Annotated in this window: 18 protein-coding genes; 5 read left to right on the top strand and 13 right to left on the bottom strand. The window is 63.8% G+C overall.

Annotated elements, in window-relative coordinates; genetic code table 11:
• Positions 1–52: 52 nt before the first annotated feature.
• Both ppa and FXB41_RS11775 read right to left on the bottom strand, forming a co-directional pair.
• Positions 53–589, bottom strand: a complete 537-nt coding sequence (gene ppa, locus FXB41_RS11780; RefSeq protein WP_211394934.1) for an inorganic diphosphatase — start codon at positions 587–589, stop codon at positions 53–55.
• Positions 590–766: 177 nt separating this feature from the next.
• On the bottom strand, positions 767–1,276 hold the full coding sequence (locus tag FXB41_RS11775; protein WP_007598725.1) for a GNAT family N-acetyltransferase: 510 nt from the start codon (positions 1,274–1,276) through the stop codon (positions 767–769).
• 262 nt (positions 1,277–1,538) lie between these two features.
• Here FXB41_RS11775 and FXB41_RS11770 point away from each other — a divergent pair, with 262 nt between their 5' ends.
• Together FXB41_RS11770 and FXB41_RS11765 are read left to right on the top strand one after the other, a co-directional pair.
• On the top strand, positions 1,539–2,429 hold the full coding sequence (locus FXB41_RS11770) for an alpha/beta hydrolase family protein (protein ID WP_219681857.1): 891 nt from the start codon (positions 1,539–1,541) through the stop codon (positions 2,427–2,429).
• Positions 2,430–2,460: 31 nt separating this feature from the next.
• Positions 2,461–2,868 carry a thiol-disulfide oxidoreductase DCC family protein gene (locus FXB41_RS11765; protein ID WP_219681856.1) on the top strand — a complete coding sequence of 136 codons (408 nt, stop codon included), beginning with the start codon at positions 2,461–2,463 and terminating at the stop codon, positions 2,866–2,868.
• A gap of 91 nt (positions 2,869–2,959) precedes the next feature.
• On the opposite strand, the gene FXB41_RS11760 is transcribed toward FXB41_RS11765, so the two are convergent.
• The 6 genes from FXB41_RS11760 to FXB41_RS11735 form a co-directional block, all read right to left on the bottom strand.
• A complete protein-coding gene (locus FXB41_RS11760; protein WP_219681855.1) occupies positions 2,960–4,207 on the bottom strand; it encodes a flavin monoamine oxidase family protein in 1,248 nt (415 codons plus the stop codon).
• Between the two features lie 200 nt (positions 4,208–4,407).
• Entirely contained in the window at positions 4,408–6,234 is a 1,827-nt protein-coding gene (typA, locus tag FXB41_RS11755; RefSeq protein WP_219681854.1) for a translational GTPase TypA, read from the bottom strand.
• Between the two features lie 256 nt (positions 6,235–6,490).
• Positions 6,491–6,760, bottom strand: a complete 270-nt coding sequence (locus FXB41_RS11750; RefSeq protein WP_219681853.1) for a hypothetical protein — start codon at positions 6,758–6,760, stop codon at positions 6,491–6,493.
• On the bottom strand, positions 6,757–8,187 hold the full coding sequence (locus FXB41_RS11745; RefSeq protein ID WP_219681852.1) for a radical SAM protein: 1,431 nt from the start codon (positions 8,185–8,187) through the stop codon (positions 6,757–6,759). The genes FXB41_RS11750 and FXB41_RS11745 overlap by 4 nt, the downstream gene beginning before the upstream one ends.
• Positions 8,168–8,884 (bottom strand): prolipoprotein diacylglyceryl transferase family protein, encoded by a 717-nt coding sequence (locus FXB41_RS11740; RefSeq protein ID WP_219681962.1) that lies wholly within the window; start codon positions 8,882–8,884, stop codon positions 8,168–8,170. The genes FXB41_RS11745 and FXB41_RS11740 overlap by 20 nt, the downstream gene beginning before the upstream one ends.
• A gap of 81 nt (positions 8,885–8,965) precedes the next feature.
• Positions 8,966–9,730: a Crp/Fnr family transcriptional regulator gene (locus tag FXB41_RS11735; RefSeq protein ID WP_007598738.1), complete on the bottom strand. Its 765-nt coding sequence runs from the start codon at positions 9,728–9,730 to the stop codon at positions 8,966–8,968.
• Between the two features lie 156 nt (positions 9,731–9,886).
• On the opposite strand from FXB41_RS11735, the gene FXB41_RS11730 reads away from it, so the two are divergent.
• Complete coding sequence (locus FXB41_RS11730; protein WP_007598740.1) at positions 9,887–10,288, top strand: response regulator; 402 nt, start codon at positions 9,887–9,889, stop codon at positions 10,286–10,288.
• A 10-nt stretch (positions 10,289–10,298) separates the two neighbouring features.
• On the opposite strand, the gene FXB41_RS11725 is transcribed toward FXB41_RS11730, so the two are convergent.
• The gene (locus FXB41_RS11725) at positions 10,299–11,840 is read right to left on the bottom strand and encodes an alkaline phosphatase D family protein (RefSeq protein WP_007598742.1); all 1,542 of its coding nucleotides are present in this window, start codon (positions 11,838–11,840) and stop codon (positions 10,299–10,301) included.
• Positions 11,841–11,945: 105 nt separating this feature from the next.
• Positions 11,946–13,391, bottom strand: coding sequence for a TAXI family TRAP transporter solute-binding subunit (locus tag FXB41_RS11720; RefSeq protein WP_219681851.1), 1,446 nt, complete (start codon positions 13,389–13,391; stop codon positions 11,946–11,948).
• Between the two features lie 153 nt (positions 13,392–13,544).
• Between FXB41_RS11720 and FXB41_RS11715 the strand changes: the two genes are divergently transcribed.
• Together FXB41_RS11715 and FXB41_RS11710 are read left to right on the top strand one after the other, a co-directional pair.
• The gene (locus FXB41_RS11715; RefSeq protein WP_219681961.1) at positions 13,545–13,835 is read left to right on the top strand and encodes a 4a-hydroxytetrahydrobiopterin dehydratase; all 291 of its coding nucleotides are present in this window, start codon (positions 13,545–13,547) and stop codon (positions 13,833–13,835) included.
• A 104-nt stretch (positions 13,836–13,939) separates the two neighbouring features.
• Positions 13,940–14,329: a YkvA family protein gene (locus FXB41_RS11710; protein ID WP_219681850.1), complete on the top strand. Its 390-nt coding sequence runs from the start codon at positions 13,940–13,942 to the stop codon at positions 14,327–14,329.
• Between the two features lie 143 nt (positions 14,330–14,472).
• Here FXB41_RS11710 and FXB41_RS11705 read toward each other — a convergent pair whose 3' ends face one another.
• The 3 genes from FXB41_RS11705 to FXB41_RS11695 form a co-directional block, all read right to left on the bottom strand.
• The gene (locus tag FXB41_RS11705; protein ID WP_007598749.1) at positions 14,473–15,633 is read right to left on the bottom strand and encodes a TAXI family TRAP transporter solute-binding subunit; all 1,161 of its coding nucleotides are present in this window, start codon (positions 15,631–15,633) and stop codon (positions 14,473–14,475) included.
• Positions 15,634–15,651: 18 nt separating this feature from the next.
• Positions 15,652–16,494, bottom strand: coding sequence for a hypothetical protein (locus FXB41_RS11700; RefSeq protein WP_219681849.1), 843 nt, complete (start codon positions 16,492–16,494; stop codon positions 15,652–15,654).
• Positions 16,495–16,902: 408 nt separating this feature from the next.
• Positions 16,903–17,877, bottom strand: a complete 975-nt coding sequence (locus tag FXB41_RS11695; protein ID WP_007598751.1) for an NADPH:quinone oxidoreductase family protein — start codon at positions 17,875–17,877, stop codon at positions 16,903–16,905.
• Between the last annotated feature and the right edge of the window lie 14 nt (positions 17,878–17,891).

Genomic DNA, 17,891 nt, shown 5'->3' with positions numbered 1-17,891 from the left:
CACCTCGCCACTTGCGGGGCGAGGGAGCACACCATCGCTCGACGCGGTAGCTTTACCCGTTCTTCTTCTTCTCGCGATCGATGCCTTCGAGGATCAGCTTGTGCGCATCCTCCGGGCCGCCCCAGCGCAGGATCTTCACCCACTTGCCGGGTTCGAGATCCTTGTAGTGTTCGAAGAAGTGCTGGATCTGCTGGAGCGTGATATCCGGCAGGTCGGAATACGACTTCACCTTGTCATAGCGCTGGGTGAGCTTGGACGAGGGCACCGCCAAAATCTTCTCGTCGCCGCCGGCCTCGTCTTCCATGAACAGCACGCCGACCGGACGCACGCTCATGACCGCGCCGGGGATGATGGCGCGGGTGTTGATGATGAGGACGTCGCAGGGATCGCCGTCATCGGACAGCGTGTGCGGGATGAAGCCGTAGTTACCGGGGTAACGCATCGGGGTGTAGAGGAAACGATCGACCACCAGCGTGCCGGCTTCCTTGTCCATCTCGTATTTGATCGGTTCGCCGCCCACGGGGACTTCGATGATGACGTTGACGTCGTGGGGTACGTTTTTCCCGATCGAGACCGCATCGATACGCATTCAAGGCTCCGTTGTTGCCAAGGTTAAATCGCACCCGGCAGCGATTTTGGCGCTGTCATACGCGGGCTTGGCCCGCTGATCCATCGCGTTTTTGTGAAATAATGAATCCAGCGATCACCGGCTCAAACGGCAACGGTATCGACGGAAGGGAAACGCTGCCGAGCGGACTTCAGCAGCTCAATTGGTCCAAGCGAAGGCAACCTTGTCGAGCGACTTCGGCCCGAAACGCTCCGAGGAGCGCGCCACCATGCGGCCGCCCAGGGCACGGTAGAACTCGGTGGCCGGATCGTTGTCCGAGAGCGCCCACACCACCATGCTCTTCAGGCCGCTCTGCATCAGGTCGCGGCGGGCCGCGGTGAACAGCCGGCGGCCAAAGCCCAGGCCCTGGAATTCGGGACGCAGATAGAGCTCGTAGACCTCGCCGTCGAAATGCAGGCTGCGGGCGCGGTTGCGGCCGTAATTGGCGTAGCCTGCGATCTTGTCGCCGAACACCAGCACGCTGACGCGGCTGCCCTTGCGGATCGCACTGTCCCACCATTGCGGACCGCGGCGGTTGATCAGCTTCTCCAGTTCGGCGCCGGGAATGATGCCCTGATAGGCGGAGCGCCAGGCTTCGTCATGGGTGGACGCCACCGCAGTTGCATCTGCGGCTTTGGCCGGCCGGACCTCGATCAGGGTTGTGCTCATGGACGTGATCAAACCAAGTCGCCGCGCCGGCGGCAAGACCTATCGTTAATTATCGGTTAACGTGTGGACTTTCTGCATCAGTATTTGAACCATGTTGTACCGAAAAAAGACAAGACGCCGATTCGAATGGCACCGGGGTGCTCTGCGCCGGTGCAAAACCGCTTTGCGGCAACGAATGGACGGCAATGGCAACGCAGAAAGTCTGCCGATATTGATTCGTTCCTACTAGTGTGACCGTCGCAGTTCTCGCCTCCGGCAATTCATGCGGCTCCTCAATATCTTCGTGCTTCTGCCTTTGTTGGCCTTGCTGACTGCGTCGCCTGTGTGCGCTCAGGTCACTTTTGGTTCGTCCGGAGCGGAGGGCGATCCGTTTCGCCGGCAGCAATGGCGCGTGCCATCGCCGGATACCGACATCGCCGCTCATGCCCTGCTGTTTCGCCCGCCGGGTGCCGGCCCGTTCCGGCTTGCGGTGATCGCGCACGCATCGACGCAAAATGCCTTGCGACGCGCGCAAATGCCCCAGCCGGAATACCGCGCACTCACGGCATTCCTCATCGCGCGCCGCTTCGCCGTGCTGGTGCCGGAACGGCTCGGCCATGGCACAACGGGCGGGCGCTATATCGAGGACCAGGGTGGCTGCGACGAGGCGGACTATGTGCGCTCGGGCCGTTTAACGGCCGACGAAATCGCGCTCGCGCTGGAGGATTTGCGAAAGCAGGATTTTATCCGCAAGGACGCCGCGATCGTGATCGGCCATTCCGCCGGTGGCTGGGGCGCTCTGGCGCTCGCGAATGCCGATCCGAAGACGATCTCCGCCATCATCGTCCTTGCGCCGGGCCGCGGTGGCCATGCCAATGACGAGCCGAACCGGATCTGCGCGCCGCATACGCTTCTCGCGGCGGCGGCGGAATTGGGCAAGGCCGCGCGCATCCCCGTCACGTGGCTCGTTGCCGCCAATGACAGCTACTTTGCACCGTCATTTTCGCTTGCGTTGGTCGACGCGTTTCGGCGCAGCGGCGGCAAGGTCGAGTTCCGTGCGCTGCCGGGCGTGGGCAGCGAAGGGCACTGGATGATCGAGAGCGAGGCCGGCGTCAAATCCGCGAGTGCCGAACTCGATCGCGCTCTGAAGCCGGCGGCTGGCAAAAAGCCATGACGCTGCATTTCCTGATATTGGATAATCGCTGATGCCCAAATGGCCTGACGATGACGTCATCCTGTTCGATGGGGTCTGCATTTTCTGCTCGCGCTGGGTCCGCTTCGTCGCCAAACGTGACACGGCGAAGCGATTTCGCTTCACGCCGATCCAGTCTGACTATGGCGCCCGGCTCGCGCGCACGTTCGGCATCGATCCCGCTGATGCCGACACCAACGCCGTGGTTCACGGCGGCGAGGTGTTCATGAAGTCGGACGCCGCGCTGACGGTGCTGTCGCAGCTCCCCGGCTGGGGTTGGGTGCGCGCGTTGTTCGCCGTGTCGAAAGCGTTGCGCGACCCGGTCTACAGCCTCATTGCGCGCAACCGCTACCGCATCTTTGGCAAGTACGACGCGTGCTTCGTGCCTGATGCCGATTTGCGAGCACGGGTGATTGAGTAATTCGTCATCGCGAGCGTAGCGAAGCAATCCAGACTCCGGCTGCGGAAAGATTCTGATTGCTTCGCCGCGCTCGCAATGACAGCGTGTGTGGCTACGGTTTGCCCAGGACCCCCAGCGCTTCCTGTGCCGCCCGTTCGCCGCTGTCCCTTGCCCCGTGCGCCGTCGAGAAAAAATTCGGCGACGTCGCTTCTCCTGCAAAGAACAGCCGCCCATCCACAGGTGCCGCCAGCACGGCGCGGTCACCGGCGTGGCCCGGCAGCGCGTGCGAGTAGGAGCCTCTCGCGAAGGGGTCGTGGGCCCAGCGCGACTCGTAGAGCGGCTTCAGCTTTCGCCTGATATCGTTGCCGAGAAGGCCTGCGATCTCGTCGATGCCCTGCGCGGCAATCGCGCCTTCGCCGGCGTCTTCCAGTCCGCGTGCAAAGCTGCCGCCGAAAAAGCCTTCGATGCAGGGCTGGCCGAATGGGCGGATATGATAGGTGCCCATGTCGGTGCGCATTGTGGCGCCGCGCAAATTGCCTTCCTTCGGGAAGGCCTCGGCATCGTCGAGCGCAAGCGTCACCTTGTCGTCGACACCGAGCGGCAGGCCGGCTGCGGCGTCGACCTTGGCGCGCAAGGCAGGGAAGAAGCGGATGGCTTCGTCGGCGATCAGATTGGTCGGCACGGTGACGATCACCTTGCCCGCGATCAGCGTGCCCTGCGATGTCTCGATGCGGATGCGCTGGCCGGAATGATCGATCAGCGTGACGTTGCAGTTCAGCGCCACCGGGCAGGGCGCGCCATAGGCCGCGATCAGAGCACCATAGCCGCGGCGGACCCGCCAGTTGAGGTCGCTGTCCTCATAGGCGTCCCAGTCCAGTGTGGACATGTCCTTCAGTTCGCAGCCGTTGATATAAGTCGAGATCGCGTCGATCATGGGATTCCAGCGATTGCCAGGCTCCAGGCTCAGGCTGGCCGGCTCGTCCTTGCCTTTCTGCGCGGCCTGCCAGAGCCGCTCGTAGAATGCGTCCATCGCGCGCATGAACTCGTCGCGCTGGCTCTGCGGAAACGCGTTGCCATAGGCGCGCTCGCGCCAGGGCGGCAGGTCCTTGTTGACCTCGAAACCGAGCTGTTTCGCAATCGCGACAAAGGAGTTGTTGTCCGCCGAATGCAGCCAGCCGCAGCCGACGTCGAAGGTGACTTCGGGCGAGGCCTGCACCGTCCAGGCCCGCCCGCCGAGCCGGTCGCGCGCCTCCAGCACGATTGTCGAGAGGCCGGATCCTGCCAGCGCATGCGCCGCGCCGAGGCCGGCGGCGCCCGCACCGATGATCGCGACGTCAACGGAGGAGGGAAGGGAGCTCATGGGCGGGCTCTAGCACGTTCGCAAAGAGTGCTGAAGCCGGGCGGACACACAGCTCACGTGTCCCGGACGCGGTGCGGCGTGTAACGCCGCTCCGCAGAGCCGGGACCCAAGGTGATGTGGAGGTTGTGAGAGTAACTGGGCCCCGGCTCAGCAGCGCATCACTGCGTGCTGCGCTGCGTCCGGGGCACGAGGGCGGTAGCTTAAGCCACCGCTTCCTTGGATTTTTCCGCGCGCTTGCGCTCGTTCGGGTCGAGGTGCCGCTTACGCAGGCGGATCGACTTCGGCGTGATCTCGACCAACTCGTCGTCCTCGATATAGGCCAGCGCCTTTTCCAGGGTCATGCGGATCGGCGGGGTCAGGCGCACCGCTTCATCCTTCGACGTGGTTCGGATGTTGGTGAGCTGCTTGCCCTTGAGCACGTTGATCTCGAGGTCGTTGTCGCGGGTATGCTCGCCGACGATCATGCCCTTGTAGACCTTCCAGCCCGGCTCGATCATCATCGGGCCGCGATCTTCCAGCTTGAACATGGCGTAAGCCACCGCTTCGCCCTGGTCGTTGGAGATCAGCACGCCATTGCGGCGGCCCTGGATCTCGCCCTTGTACGGCGCGTAGCCATGGAACAAACGGTTCATGATCGCGGTGCCGCGGGTATCGGTGAGCAGTTCGCCCTGGTAGCCGATCAGGCCGCGCGTCGGCGCGTAGAACACCAGGCGCAAACGGTTGCCGCCGGACGGCTTCATCTCGATCAGCTCGGACTTGCGCTCGCTCATCTTCTGCACGACGACGCCGGAATGCTCCTCGTCGACGTCGATGACGACTTCCTCAATGGGCTCCAGCGTGGCGCCGGTGGTCTCGTCCTTCTGCAGCACGACGCGCGGACGCGACACCGAAAGCTCGAAGCCTTCGCGGCGCATGGTCTCGATCAGGATCGCGAGCTGCAATTCGCCGCGGCCCGAAACTTCCATCGCGTCCTTGTCCGAGGCTTCGACGACCCGCAGCGCGACGTTGCCTTCGGACTCGCGCAGCAGGCGGTCGCGGATCATGCGGCTGGTCACCTTGTCGCCTTCGGTGCCGGCGAGCGGCGAGTTGTTGACGATGAAGGACATCGACACGGTCGGAGGATCGATCGGCTGCGCCACCAGCGGGGTGTCGACCGACGGATCGCAGAAGGTATCGGCGACGGTGCCCTTGGTCAGGCCGGCGATGGCGACGATGTCGCCTGCGTCGGCTTCGTCGAGAGGGGTGCGCTCGATGCCGCGGAAGGCGAGGATCTTGGTGATGCGGCCGGTCTCGATGGTCTTGCCGTCGGCGCCCAGCACCTTCACGGCCTGGTTCGGCTTGATCGAACCGGAAGAGATACGGCCGGTGATGATGCGGCCGAGATAGGGGTTAGCTTCCAGAATGGTGCCGATCATGCGGAACGGGCCTTCCTCGACGGTCGGCGGCGCGACATGGCGCACGATCAGGTCGAACAGCGGCTGCATGCCGGCTTCGTGCGACCCATCCGGGCTCTCGGCCATCCAGCCTTGCTTGGCCGACCCGTAGAGGATCGGGAAGTCGAGCTGCTCCTCGCTGGCGTCGAGCGCCGCGAACAGGTCGAACACCTCGTTGATGACTTCGGTCGCCCGCGCGTCGGGACGGTCAACCTTGTTGATCACGACGATCGGCTTCAAACCGACCTTGAGCGCCTTGGAGACCACGAATTTGGTCTGCGGCAGCGGGCCCTCGGCGGCGTCGACCAGCACCAGCGCGCCGTCCACCATGTTGAGAATGCGCTCGACCTCGCCGCCGAAATCGGCGTGGCCGGGGGTGTCGACGATGTTGATGCGGGTGTCCTTCCACTGCACCGAGGCCGCCTTGGCCAGGATGGTGATGCCGCGCTCGCGCTCCAGATCGTTGGAGTCCATGGCGCGCTCGGTCACCTTCTGGTTCTCGCGATAGGTGCCGGATTGCTGGAGGAGGCGGTCGACCAGAGTCGTCTTGCCGTGGTCGACGTGGGCGATGATGGCGATGTTGCGAAGGTTCATGAGTGAGCTTCTTTGCGGTCGGACAATGGGTTAAGCGCGATCTCGCCGGTCAGACCGGGACCTCTTCTCGAAACAACGCTTGAAGACTGGAAACGGGGCGCTTTCCGCCCAAAAGGGAAAGCCCGGCATATCGACCGGGCACCCTACGCGTTGCGGCGCAATATAGGCAAAAACGGCCAAAAAACAATGTGTTCTTTGGCCGTTGGTTGATTGAATTTTATCCGGGGATTCCCGGGGGTTAGGCGAAAAGCCGGGCTCAGCCGCGCCGGCCCTTGATGGCGGCCCAGATCAGGGCGACCCCGCCGAGCCCCACAACCAGGCCCAGGAAGACCAGGGGCGCGACGTCGGAATCGATCCGGCCTCTGTCGGATATGGATATTCCGCCGAACAGGAGTGCACAGGCACCAGGCAGCAGCAGGATGATCCCGAAGATCGCCATGAGCGCGGTCAGACAGCCGCTGCGCTTGTTCGTCGGGGCAGGAGGCGGTCCCGGAGGGGCTGGCGTCGGCGTGTCGCTGATGCTCATGCCTGCAGGACTCCTTCGATTGACTGCGCCGCCAGCTCGGCGCGGATGCCGTCGATCTTTCCGTTCCGGTAGAACAAATTGTAGGTGTCGAACGGGATGATCGCGCCGTTCTCGGTGACGAAATGGATGCAGCTGCGCTTGACGTTGCCGACGCAGAAATTGAAGCGGTCGAGAAACTGCACGATGGTGACGCGGAATACGTTCTCGTACGTGATTCCCTGCGGGACCTCGAAGCTCGGCAGGCAGCACAACAATTCGCAGACGCGCTCGCTCGTGTTCAGCGGTCCCGAGGACAGCGAAAACAGATCGATGAATTTCTCCCTCAGCGCCGGATGCTTCTCCGGGCTGATCGTATTGGGCAACAATGCGACGAGTTGCTCCTGCGGGATCAGCGAGGTCAGCGGCAGCACTTTGTCGCCGTTGCGCAGGCCGTACCCGATCGAGATGCTTTCGGGGTTGCAGGGCAGCGGGATCATGTCCTTGTCGCCGAACACGCCGGTTTCGACCACGCGTTTGCGAATCTCCGACAGCATGATGCGATCGGTGTTCTTGTCGAAATTCTCGTTGCGGCCGGCATCCTGCACCGGCTGCAGCGTGACGCCGCGCACGCACTTCCAGGTCAGCGCATGGCGAACGATGTCGCCGATCTCGGCATCGTTGACGCCGCGCTTGATGGTCGCCACCAGCGTGGTCGATACGCCGTAATGCTCGAGATTCTCCAGCGCCTGCTGACGGATCTTGCGCAAATCCGCGCCGCGCAGATTGATCAGCGCGTCGCGTTCAAGCGAGTCGAACTGGAGATAGACCTCGAGCCCTCGCTTGTTCTCGGCGAGCCGCGCCACGAAATCTTTTTCGCGGGCGATACGCAGGCCGTTGGTGTTGATCATGACATGGCGGATCGGGCGGGCGCGCACCGCATCGAGGATCGCGAAGAAGTCCGGATGCAGCGTCGGCTCGCCGCCGGAGATCTGCACCAAATCAGGCTCGCCCTCGCTCGCGACCAGCGCGTCGAGCATTCGCTCGATCTTGGCCAGCGGCGTGAAGCTGGTCCGCGCCGGCGAGGAATCGGCAAAGCACACCGGGCAGGTCAGATTGCAATGCTCGGTGATCTCGATCAGGGCCAGGCAGGAATGCTGCTCGTGGTCGGGGCACAGGCCGCAATCATAGGGGCAGCCGAATTCGGTATGCCGTTGAAAGGCGAGCGGCCGGTCGCCGGGCTTGATGAAATCCTTGCACAGGCGCCAATAGGCTGCGTCCGTCGAGACCAGCGTGGACTGGACGCCATGCTCCTTGCAGCGCTTCTCGTACCAGACCTCGTTGTCGAGGATCTGGATCTTGGCCGGCACCAGCTTCAGGCAGGTCTCGCAGAGAGATTGGGTCTGACCCCAGAAGATATAGGGGCGCGACTTACGCAACGGCGCGTTCATGCATGGGTCTCGCTTTGGGCGCCCTCGCCAGCATGACGACAGCGTAGAGCAGGATGGACAGCGACAGCACGTGAAACAGCGTGAAGGGGCCGATCAGCGTGCCGTAGGGCTTGAGGAATTCCCACAGGAAGCGCTGTGCGCCATAGTAGACGAGGACGAGGTAGAAACCATTGGTGATCACAAACGCGCTCCGGTTCAAGACCGCCACCACGTAGAGCAGCGCGAATACGCCCATCGCGGCGCTTTCGTACAGCTGCACGGGATGCCGAAGGATGCCGTCGCCGAAATCATGGCCCCAGGGCCATGCCGCCGGCGTGCCGTAGGTGAAATCCTCAAGGCCCGCGAAATAGCAGCCGAGCCGGCCGATCGCGATGCCGAGGGCCAGCGGCAGCGCAAAACGGGCGCCGGTTCGCACCGTGATCCCTTCGGACCATTTGTAGAGCTCGATCGCCGCGATGCCCCCGGCGAGCGCGCCCTCGACCGAGCGCGCAATGCCGCTCTGGCCCGACAGCCACAGATTGGCGGAGCCGAACAGATAGGCGCCGAGGCCCGCACCGAACACCAAAGCGGCGAGGTAGGACCGCTCGAAGGATTGCGCCGGAAACAGCAAGCCCTGTCGCGACAGCCAGTACAGCGCCACGGCCGCAGCCAGCCATGCTGCGATGTCGAAGAGAGTGTGAAGGAAAGCCCCGCTCATGCGGGGGGACATTAGCCCAGGTTCCCGCCCGGCGGGATAGTGCGGCCGCTTCTTATCCCCGAAGAGGAGCGAGGCAGGTGGCTAGCCGGCTTGCCGCTCTTCGGTCGGATAGACCCCGCGCAGCACCTCTTCGAAGTGCAACTTCACGGCCTCGTTGCACATGCAGGCGCGCAGGCGCAGGCCCTCGCGGTTGCGGACCAGGATCGATCCGCGTCGCGTGTCGAGCACGCCTTCCGCCTTGAACGACTGAAGCACCCGGCTGGCATAGCTGCGGCCGACGCCGAGCAGTGTCGCGAGCTGCTCGTGGGTCAGAGGCACACTGCTCTCGTCGCCGGTCCGCTCCATCGCCGCCAGCATCCATTTGGCGGTGCGCTGCTCGATCGAGTGAATGGCGTTGCAGGCGGTGGACTGGAAAATCTGCGCCAGCATGCAGTCGGCGTAGCGAGCGAAGACATGACGCAATGAGGGCGAGCGCTGCTTGGCGGCCTCCAGCTTGCCGACGTGAATGCGCGCAAACGGCCCGCCGAATTTCACGCAGATCCGGGTGTAGGCCGGTAAAAATCCTTCGCTGACGATGCCGCCCACCGCGCCTTCGCGGCCGACCAGGATGGTCTCGACATCGCGGCCGTCCTCATTGGGAACGAGGAAGGTCGCAAGCGATGGTCCGCAGGGAAAGTGGACGACCTGGACGTCATCGCCGGGGTTGTAGAGCAATTCATTCGCCGCGGCGCTTTCGAGCATGACATGTGGCGCAAGCAGGGCGAAGTCGGCCGGGCTCAAGCGCCGCAGCAGATTGTTGGTCGGCCGGCTGTCGATCTCGGTGGCGTTGCTGGTCCGCGCGTCCATCTCAAACTCCCATCCGCCTCCACCTTAGCGAGTTCCGTCGAGGTCCTGTGTGCACAAGTGGACAGACCTAATAACTGTAATGTGGTGGGTTTCGTTCCGGGAACCCTCCGCGCTGGGTGCAGGCGTCGTGACCGGGATCCCAGTCAGAGAAACCTCATGCTCCAAGTTACGATGATGGCACCCGCCGTTTCCGATAGTTCAAATTGTCCTGCCGATGTTCTCATCGTCGAGGACGATCCGATCATCGCGATCGACTTCGAGGATCGCCTGCTCGGATTTGGCGTGAAGAGCGTGCGCACGGTAGGTTCAGTGGCGCAGGCGCTGGCCGCGATCGCGGCGCGCGTCCCCGGATTCGCCTTGCTCGACGTCGGATTGAGTCGCGAGAACAGCTTTGCGGTGGCCGAACGGCTCGCGGCGCTGAAAATTCCGTTCGTCTTCGTCACCGGCTATGGCGCCGACGCGCGCATCCCGCCGGAATTCGCCGGCCAGCCGCGTCTGCAGAAGCCGTGTTCGAGCGACGCGCTGGAGGCGGCGCTCCAGGTCCGCGCGGCGGACTAGCGATACGGCGTCAGGCCTGCTTCGGATCGAGCGTGGTCGACCATAGCGCGACGTCGGCGCGGTCGCGCAAGGTCACCGTCATCTGTCCTGAAGCGCCATCGATCTTGACGTGACCGAAGAACTGCATGCCGGCGGACGGCGGCAGGTTCTGGTTGTCTTTCCCCGGCGCCTTGACGAAACGCACCTCCGGTCCAAACGTATTGTCGAGTGCGTTCGGACCGAACGTGCCCGCGTGAAGCGGGCCCGACACGAACTCCCAGAACGGCTCGAAATCCTGGAATTGCGCCTTGTTGGGATCGTAATAATGCGCGGCAGCGTAATGCACGTCCGCCGTCAGCCACACGGTGTTGCTGACCGGCGCCATCTTGATGAAGCGCAGGATGTCGGCGATCTCGAACTCGCGGCCGCGCACCGGGCCGTCGCCCTGCGCAATGGCTTCCGATCCACCCTTCGGCGTGTCCGACACGACGAGGCTGAGCGGCATGTCGGAGGCGATCACTTTCCAGGTCGCGCGCGAATTCAACAGGCCGCGCTTGAGCCAGGCGGTCTGGTCCGGGCCGAGGAAATAGCTGGCCGGGTCGTAAGCGGTTTCGAGGTTGGGGCCATTCGGGCCGCGATAGCTACGCTCGTCGAGCACGAACACGTCGAGATGGGGACCATAGGAGATCTGCCGATAGACCCGGCCGGGCTCGACGATGCTTTCGCGCATCGGATACATCTCGTGGAAGGCACGGCCTGCGCGGGCCGCAAGCAGCGCGATGTCGCGCTCTTTGTAGGTCGCGGGCAGCTCCTTCGACAGCGACCAGTTGTTGGTCACCTCATGGTCGTCCCACTGCACGAAGATCGGCACTTCGGCATTGAAGGCGCGAAGATTGTCGTCGGTGAAATTGTATTTGTGCGCGGCGCGGTACTCGTCCAGCGTCTCGGCGACCTTGGCCTTCTCGGGAATCGTGACGTTCTTCCAAATCTTGCCGTCGGCGAGCTTCACCTCGGACTGGATAGGGCCGTCGGCATAGATGGTGTCACCGGAGTGCAGGAAGAAATCCGGACGGTGCTTGCGCATCGCCGAGAAGGTGAACATGCCGCCGTCATCGGGGTTGATGCCCCAGCCTTGTCCTGCGACGTCGCCGCCCCAGACGAAGCTGACGTCACGGCGGTCGGCGGGCGCGGTGCGGAAGCGGCCGGTCACCGGCTCGCCCTCCACCGCGGTGTGCGAAAGATCGCGGAAGCGGACGCGATAGAAAATGTCCTGTCCGCCCGGCAGGTTTTCGATCAGCATCTTTGCGGTGAAGTCGCTCTCGGGCAGCGCCGCGATCGGCGGCAGTGCGCGGGCATCCCTGAACGACTCCGTCGTCGCCACGTCGACCAGCATCTGTGCGGGCCGGTCGGTACGCGCCCAGACCACCCCGCCGTCGACGGTGACGTCGCCCGACTGCACGCCATGGGTCACCGCCGGCCGGTCGGCCGCGCGGGAGAGATGGGGCATTGCGACCGCGCCGAGCGCGCCGGCACTGGTCGTCAGGAAATTGCGGCGGGAGAATTTGATGTTCATGGGACAGTCTCGATATCGCGTGAGGCGGCCGTCCAGGGCGGCCGCCACGGTGAAGCCCGACGCTATATTGAGACAATGTGACGCAGCGATAACGGGTGCAAGCGCTTACGCGTTGCCCGCGGCCCGGAATTGCGCGCCGGTGCGCTGCAGGTTCTGTGGCAGGCTGAACAGCACCGCCTTGCGGTCGGCAACCGCCGCATGGAACTGGTCGAGCGCAATGTTGAAGGCGGTGAGCGCGCCTTCCTCGATCGCGCCGTGGTCGTAGCAGCGCAGCGTGTCGCGCAGGATCTCGTCGGCCTCGGTCTGCATCTGATCGAGATCTTCGGTCGTTTCGCTCTTTCGAGCGGCGGTGATCATGTCGAGCAGCCGCTCGCGCAGATGGCTGTTGTTGTCGCGCTCGTCCTTCTTCAGATAGCCTGCAAACCAGGCGCCGATCGAGCCCATGGCCGAGAGCGCCATCAGGGTCCACCAGATGTAATCGCTGTATCTGTCGAGGAAGGTCTTTTCCTCGCCGTCGACGAAAGCGGCGGCGCCGGGATGCACGGGAATCACCGCATCCTTGTCGGTGTCGGGCGTTTCGATCTTCGCCGCCAGCGGGAATTCCGTCACCAATTGCTGGCGCACGGAGAACAGCTGGCGCGTGAACGCCGCGATGGTGGTTTCGGACACAGTTTTGCGCGCCACGATGTGGTGCGAGAAGCTGATGGTCTTGACCTCGTCGTCGGGGCGATCGGGCGAGCCGCCGTAAGTGCCCGCGGGAATTTCGGCCGCTTCATAGACCGGATGATTTTGCGCGATCGCATCCGCGGAATCGATCGCGAGAAAGGTTGGCGTGCCGAAATCCTTGGTGGAAGCGGCGATCGCCTCGGACGTGATCTTGCTGTTGACGGGACCGGCCGCGAGATAGGCATCAGCCCTCTGGGCCTTGATCGCCTCGACGGCTTCGCTTGCCGGGTATTGCACGATCTCGACCTTGGCGGGATCGACGCCGTATTGCTGCAGGATCACCTTGAGCAAATTGACGTTGGCCTGGGTGCGGCCGACCACGCCGACCCGATGTCCGGCGAGCTGCGCGATCTTGGTGATCTTCGGACCCTTCTTCTTGCCCTTGCCGGACACGGACCACAGCACCACGACGTTCTTGCGCAGGGTCGCAACCGCTTGCGCGTTCTTCGGTACGTCGACGTCGCCGCGCACGATGGCGAGGTCGGCCTTGCCTTCCGCGAGCAGATTGGCGCTGGCGGTGGCGCCGTCGGTCTGGATCGGGCGCAGCCGCACAGAACTCTTGTGCTGCGCGAAGGCCTGGGTCAGTGCCTGCACGACCTTGACGTCATCGCTATTGGCGGGGCCGACCGCGATCTTCAGCGTCACCGGCCGCATGGCAAAATAGTAGCCGCCGGCGAGCGCGCCAACGATCGCGAGCACCAGCGCGAGAGTCACGAGCGCCGTCTTCCGCGCCGATGATCGCGGCGAGGGCGGGGTGGGCGCTTCGGCCAGGTCCAATCCCCCGGTCATCGATCTCCCGAACAGTCGCTTGAGGCTCAGTTTCATCTTGGCCGGCGATTTACGCCCGCAAGTGTAGCAAATTTCTTGTCCGGCGGGGTTACATCTCCGTCATGGTTAGCGGATGGGGTCTAATCCCGTATGAACCCGGGGCGTCAGTGCGGTGTTAGGGTAAAGTTCCCCTGAAGGACGGAGGCGATGATGGCAGAACGGCTCTCGGCGGAGGCGCGCAGGCAGGCGCTGGATGGACTATCTGATTGGACCGAGGTTCAGGGACGCGACGCGATCGGGAAAACCTTTGTCTTCAAGGATTTCAACGAGGCGTTCGGCTTCATGACCCGCGCGGCGCTGGTCGCCGAGAAGATGGACCACCACCCCGAATGGCGCAATGTCTACAAGACGGTGGAGGTGGTGCTGTCGACCCATGACGCCGGCGGCGTCACCGCGCTCGACATCGCGCTCGCCAAGACGATGAACGCTATCGCCAGCTGACACCAGGCTGACGTCTTGCAGGGACCGGCCCCGTCCCCATCTTGTGATCAGCAGCGGGTGCGGCGATCTGCCGCCCCAGGCTGGAACGGGGAGTTTGTCCGAACATGGCTGCCGAACACAGCGTCGGTTTCGAGCCGGCCGACCGGCTCGCGGAAGATCGTGAGAGCGTGCGGCGCCGCTTCTGGCGCAAGCTGAAGCGTGTCGCCGCGCAGCTGCCGTTCGCGGAGGATCTGCTCGCCGCCTATTACTGCGCCTTCGACCGGCAGACGCCGCGCCATGTCCAGGCGTCGCTGCTCGGGGCGATTGCTTATTTCATCCTGCCGTTCGATTTCGTCCCCGACGTGATGCCGATCCTCGGCTTCACCGATGACGCCGCCGTGCTCGCCACTGCGATCCGCATCGTCGCCAGCCACATCACGAACGAGCATCGCGAAGCCGCCCGCGCCGCGCTGAAGCGCGGGGTGGATGAGGTGGACGTGGAAGCCGCGCAGTAGCTGTCGCCGCATACTCCGCTGTCATTCCCCGCGAAGGCGGGGAATCCAGTACGCCGCGGCCGCCTTCCGATTGAACCATAACCGTCTCGGAATGCTGTCATCGCCCGCCTTCGCGGGCGATGACAGCTGTGGATGACTGCTCGCTACTTCTTTTCCGCCTGCGCCTGCGCCTTTTCCGCGTCCCACGCCTGGAATTGCTTGAACAGCGTTTCCTTGTCCGCGTCGGACACTTTTGCGGCCGAGGGGCTCTGTTGCAGGAACGCCTCGAAGCGTTGCCGCGTCACCGGTTCGACGCCGTGGCGGTTGAGCCATTGCTGCGCCACCGGCAATCTGTTCCAGCCCGCCAGGGGCGCCGCGAGCGAGACCTCCTTCCACTTGGGATGGAAAGGCGGGTTCTGCAGCGTCGGGAACTTCGTGAAGAACGCGTCCACATACAATGCAAGCTTGCGGTAGCGCTCGGTGTTGGGCGCCCAGTTGTAGGCCGCGAGCACCGCCGGCACCGCGATGGTGTCCACGCTCTCGCCCTCCTTGACTAGGTTCGGATAGTCCTTGGCGGTCAGCGTCGCCGGCAGATAGTCGCTCTGGAGGGGCTTTGCATAATCCACGGTCGCAAGGTGGAAGCGGCCGTCATTGCCGAAGGTCGAAACGGACTTGTACGGTTTGCCGCCGACCACGATGACGGCGTCGATCTCGCCGGCCTTCAGTTTCTCCATCGCGATGCGCTGCTCGACATAAACGAATTTCGCCTTGATCCCGAGCCGCTCGAACACGGTGAGCGCGGTGACGAAGGTGCCGCCGTTCGGCAGATCGACGCTAACAGTTTTGCCTTCCAGATCCTTGAGTGTCGCGACCGCTTTTGGCGCGATCACCTGCATCTCCTCGTTGTAGAGCTTCGTCACATAGGTGAATTGCTTCTTGATGTCCTTGGCAAAACCTTTGCGCTCGAGATAGTCGAGCGTATCCGCGCGCACGATTCCGAGATCGACGCCTTGCAGGAACAGGATGTCGGCAACGCTCTGCACCGAGCCTCGGCCGACGATTGGCAACACACGAATCCTGTTGCCGTCGTCGAGCACGGAGGCGAGGTCGGCGCCGAATTGCACATAGGTGCCGCCGATCGTGCCGGTGATCAACGTCACGGTGTTGGCGTTCAGCGACTGCTTGGTCGAGCTCGAACCGAACTGGAAGATGGCTTTCAGGCTGTCAGAGACCTTGGCCGGATCATATTCGGTCTGCTCGGCGCGTGCCGCGAAGGCACAGATCGTCATGATGGCGGCAAGCGCCATTCTCAAAGCGTTACGCATGATATCCCCTAAAGAGTTCTAGTTCTGAAGCTGGGCGAGGCGTTGCCGCGCCTCCGCCGATCCAAGGCCTGCGGCCTTTTGGTACCAGTCGCGCGCGGCGGTCGCGTCGGCAGCAACGCGCCGCGCGTCGCTCGTGCCCAGCACCGCCGGGTCATAGGTTTGCGCGAGCAGAAATGCAGCCGTTGCATCCTGTGCATTGGCGGCGCGTTCGAGCAGCAGGCGCGCCGCGGCAATGTCGCCGACCGCCAACAGACCGTTCGCGCGCGCCATCAGCCCAGCCAGTGTGTCGGCATCGAGCGTCTTGGCGGGCGGTGGGGGCGCAGGCGGCGCGGCGACTGGCCCGGGCGCCTGGGCTTGCAGCGCGGTTTGATAGGCAGTCGCAATCGCTTCGCGGCTCGGAGCTGAGGCTGCGGGGAGATCCTGCGCGTCAGCGCTCGCCAGCCTCGTGTTGCCCAAGCGCGCCGGGTCCTTGTACGCGGTCTGATGCCTGTCCGGCACGTCGGCCGACGCCATGGCCTGGTCCAGCTCGGCACCCGTCGGGCTGGCAGCGTCGGCGGCGAAGAGATTGCGGAGACTGGGCTGAAACAGCGCGGCCGCAACGGCCAGCGTGGATGCGACGAGAACCGCCGCGAGAACAGGCGGGACAAATCTGAGCCGGGGACTCAACGCCCGCGCCGTATATTCGGCTGAATCCGGCACACCGAGCGGATCGGACAGGAACAGTGGAATTGGATCTTCCGGTGACAGATCGACCCGCGCGGCGCGCGCACGGATATAGGACGCGACGGCCGGATGTGATGCAGTTTGATCGGAATCGACCGATCTCGATTCCCTGGACGGGCGGTACGCCGTCGTCTCCATGGTGATGCTCCCCCTTACTAACGCAACGCTGGGGCATCCCGGCTTCAGTCTTTTTGTTGTTGTCCAGAAATGCCCCGCAAACTGGAGCCGGTAAATCGCCGTCTGAATCAGCCCAAAAAAAGTCGGCGGCTTGCGCGAATCGGGAGATATTTGGGTTTGATTGGGGCGAGGCGAAGGAATGCCCCGCAATTTTGTCGGTAATGGTTGAGGGGGATTGATCCGGCGGCGGCGCGGACACTGCCTGTCCCGCGCTCGCTGTCATTCTCCCCGAAGGCGGGAATCCAGTACGCCGCGGCTTCTCGATTCAATGACTGACGTCTCGGAGTACTGGATCGCCCGGTCAAGCCGGGCGATGACAGTTGAGCTCGTGGCGAGCGGCCGTACCGACACACGCCACGCCGCATAGCCTCACGGATGCAGGATCACCTTGCCCATGGCCTGACGTCCCGCCAGCACCTTCAGCGCATCCGCAGTCTGTGCCAGCGGGAAGACGCGATCGACATGCGAGGAGATCTTCCCCTCCGCTGTCCACTTCACGAGCTTCTCGAGATTGGCGCGGTTCTTTTCCGGGTTAAGTCGGGTCCACGCGCCCCAGAACACGCCGCGGATGTCGCAGCCCTTCAGCAGCGCGAGGTTCAGCGGCATCTTCGGAATGTCGCCGGCAGCAAATCCGATCACGAGGAAGCGGCCTTCCCAGGCAATCGAGCGTAGCGCCTGCTCGGCATAGGTGCCGCCCACGGGATCGAAGATGATGTCGACGCCCTTGCCGCCGGTGAGCTTTCGCAAGCCTTCCTTCAAATCTTCCTTGCCGTAATTGAGCGTGAGTTCTGCACCGTGCGCCTTCGCGAATTCGAGCTTCTCGTCCGACGACGCGCAGGCGATCACCTTCAGGCCCATCAGCTTGCCGAGCTCGCACGCGGCAAGTCCGGTGCCGCCGGCGGCGCCGAGCACCGCGAGCGTTTCGCCCGGCTTCGGGCTCGCGCGATCTTCCAGCGCATGCAGCGCGGTGCCGTAGATGATGATGATGCCGGCCGCGCGGTCATAATCGAGATTGTCGGGGATCTTCACGATCGATGCCGCAGGCAGCGCGATCTTTTCGCGCGCGCCATTGTGGCCGCAGGAGGCGACGACGCGATCGCCGACCTTCAGATCGGTTACGCCGGGGCCGATGCTCTCGATCACGCCCGCGACTTCGGCGGCCGGCGAGAACGGGAACGGCGGCTTGATCTGGTACTTGCCCTGAATCATCAGGATATCGAAGAAGTTCAGCGCCGCAGCCTTGATCGCGATCACGGCTTCGCCGGGACCGGCCACCGGATCCGGCACGTCGGCCAGAACGAGATCGTCGGGCTGGCAATATTGCGAGCAGAGGATGGCTTTCATGGCGGCACCTTCTT

The organism is Bradyrhizobium canariense (assembly GCF_019402665.1).
Classification (GTDB): domain Bacteria; phylum Pseudomonadota; class Alphaproteobacteria; order Rhizobiales; family Xanthobacteraceae; genus Bradyrhizobium; species Bradyrhizobium canariense.
The sequence above is the reverse complement of the archived record's forward strand: the minus strand, read 5'-3'. Positions and strand labels throughout refer to the sequence as shown.